The 2,375-nt window shown below is 64.0% G+C and carries 3 protein-coding genes; 1 reads left to right on the top strand and 2 read right to left on the bottom strand.

Annotation, left to right across the window (positions count from 1 at the left end):
- Positions 1-1,174, top strand: a 1,174-nt coding sequence (locus ABYW26_RS13490) for a Hint domain-containing protein (protein WP_372605432.1), incomplete at its 5' end; no start/stop codon positions are given.
- A 13-nt stretch (positions 1,175-1,187) separates the two neighbouring features.
- Here the strand turns inward: ABYW26_RS13490 and ABYW26_RS13485 are convergent.
- Together ABYW26_RS13485 and ABYW26_RS13480 are read right to left on the bottom strand one after the other, a co-directional pair.
- Complete coding sequence (locus ABYW26_RS13485) at positions 1,188-1,631, bottom strand: cytochrome c (RefSeq protein ID WP_372605431.1); 444 nt, start codon at positions 1,629-1,631, stop codon at positions 1,188-1,190.
- 51 nt (positions 1,632-1,682) lie between these two features.
- The coding region (locus ABYW26_RS13480; protein ID WP_372605430.1) for a gamma-glutamyl-gamma-aminobutyrate hydrolase family protein at positions 1,683-2,375 on the bottom strand (693 nt) is incomplete at its 5' end.

The following is a 2,375-nucleotide window of genomic DNA, read 5'->3' as shown; positions in this document are numbered from 1 at the left end:
TTTCGGCTCAGACGTGGTCGCAGGCGGCGAGACCGGCACCGATGACGACACGCTGGATTTCTCGGCACTGACCACCGCGATCACCGGCAGCTATTCCAGCGACGAGGCCGGCACTTTGGGCGATGGCAGCAACAGCGTCGCCTTCTCGGAAATCGAAAACCTGATCCTGACCGAACTGGATGACATCGTCGATGCCTCGGCCACGTCAGGCGGGGTGAATATCGCGGGTGGCGGCGGTGCGGACCAACTGACAGGCGGCAGCGGCAATGACGTGCTGGATGGCGGCGCGGGCAATGACACGCTGATCGGCGGCTTGGGGGCCGATACGCTGACGGGCGGTGCCGGGACCGATACGATCACCGTGGCCCAAGGCGATGTCGCCACCGGCGGCGATGGCGACGATACCTTTTATGTCAGCGAACTGGCCGAACCCGGCAGCGGCACCATCACCATCACCGGCGGCGAAGCTGCCGAGACGCTGGGCGACACCCTGAATTTTCAGGGCCTCGTCAAAGCAGCCGACATCAACTTTTCCCTGCCCGATCACAGCGCTGGTTCGGTCACGATGGCCGATGGCACGGTGGTGAATTTCTCGGAAATCGAGAACGTAGTGATCTGCTTTACCGCAGGCACCCGCATCCTGACCCCGCATGGCGAGCGGCTGGTCGAAACGCTTGAGCCGGGCGATCTGGTCATCACCGCCGACAGCGGCCTGCAACCGATCCGCTGGATCGGCATTCGGCGGGTTCCGGCGATGACCGATCTGGCGCCGGTGCGCATTCGCGCCGGAACGCTGGGCAATACCCGCGATCTGATGGTCTCGCCCCAGCACCGGATGCTGTTGTCGGATTTCCGCGCTGAATTGCTGTTTGGCGAGCACGAGGTTCTGGCCCCGGCGATTCACCTGATCGACGACCGCGCCATCACCCGCTGCCCGATGCCCAGCATCACTTATGTGCACCTGCTGTTTGACCGGCACGAGGTGATCTATGCCGAAGGCGCCCCCAGCGAAAGCTTTCACCCCGGCCATGTCGGGCTGGGCGCCATTCTGGACCCGGCGCGCGAGGAATTGTTCAGCATCTTCCCGGAATTGCGCAGCAATGTTGGGGCCTATGGCCCGACCTCGCGCCTGTGCCTGAAACGCCACGAAGCACAGGCGTTGATGTTTTTCTAAGCCGAAGCGCGGCTTAGAAAATGCCGTTGGCGCGTTGGATTTCGCGGATATAGGTGATGATCTCGCCCACCTCGGCCTGAGTGATGCCCGGAACCGGCGGCATGTCGCCAAACGGCCAGTGATGCGATTTCACCCCGAATTGCGCCGCCCGCAGGAACGCCATGTCGCCGTGATGGCCGGGCTCATAGATCTTGTGAATCAGCGGCGGCGCCTTGCCGTCGCGGCCAACGCCGTTGTCACCATGACAGGTCGCACATTTCGCCGCAAAGATCCGCGCGCCGATCTGGGCGTCTTCGCTGATTTGCGGCACGGTGATCGACACGATGGCATCAGCGGCCGTCGCGGCCGAGGTTGCCGAGGCCTGAGCCATGTCCGTGCCGGGCACAGGGCGGCTTAGCCAATAGGCGCCGCCCGCAGCAACGATGACACCAGCTGCGAGAATAATCTTGAAATCCATGATCCATCCTGTCGATTTTTCGTCTGTCTAGAGCTTCCAGCGGGGGGAAGGTCAAGCGGATTGCAGCACCGGCGCCGGACGGCGGGCCTCGGACCAGTCGCGGACTGCGGCGCCGAAGGCCTCGAACAGCGGCCGCGAGACCGGATCGCAGGCGGCGTTATATTCGGGGTGCCACTGAACCGACAGGGTAAAGCCGGGCGCATCCTTGACATAGATCGCCTCGGGCGTGCCGTCAGGGGCATAGCCGTCGATGACGATGCGGGCGCCGGGGGTCTTGATCCCCTGCCCGTGCAGGGTGTTGGTCATCACCTTGGCGGCGCCGAACAGTCGCGCAAAGGGTCCGCCATCGGTAAAGGTGACGGCGTGGCGCAGCGCGAATTTTTCCTCGATCGTGCCATCGGGCGGCATCCGGTGATTCATCCGCCCCGGCAGTTCGCGGATCTCGGGATACAGCGTGCCGCCCATGGCGACATTAACCTCTTGAAAGCCCCGGCAGATCCCCAGAAACGGCTGGCCGCGTTCGACCAGTTCCCGGATCAGCGGCAAGGTGATGGCGTCGCGCGCCCGGTCAAAGGCACCGTGGGCCTCGGTCGCGGGTTCGCCGTATTCCTCGGGATGGACATTGGGACGGCCGCCGGTGAACAGGAAACCGTCGCAGGTCTCGATCAGTTCGGCCACGGAAACGAACCGCGGATCAGCGGGGATCAACAGCGGCAAGGCCCCGGAAACGCCGGAAATCGCTTC

The sequence above is a fragment of the Actibacterium sp. genome, assembly GCF_041584535.1.
Classification (GTDB): domain Bacteria; phylum Pseudomonadota; class Alphaproteobacteria; order Rhodobacterales; family Rhodobacteraceae; genus Actibacterium_D.
The sequence above is the reverse complement of the archived record's forward strand: the minus strand, read 5'-3'. Positions and strand labels throughout refer to the sequence as shown.

Excerpts from the sequence above, each read along its gene's own strand:
- ABYW26_RS13485 (WP_372605431.1), bottom strand. The coding sequence starts at position 1,631 with ATGGATTTCAAGATTATTCTCGCAGCTGGTGTCATCGTTGCTGCGGGC.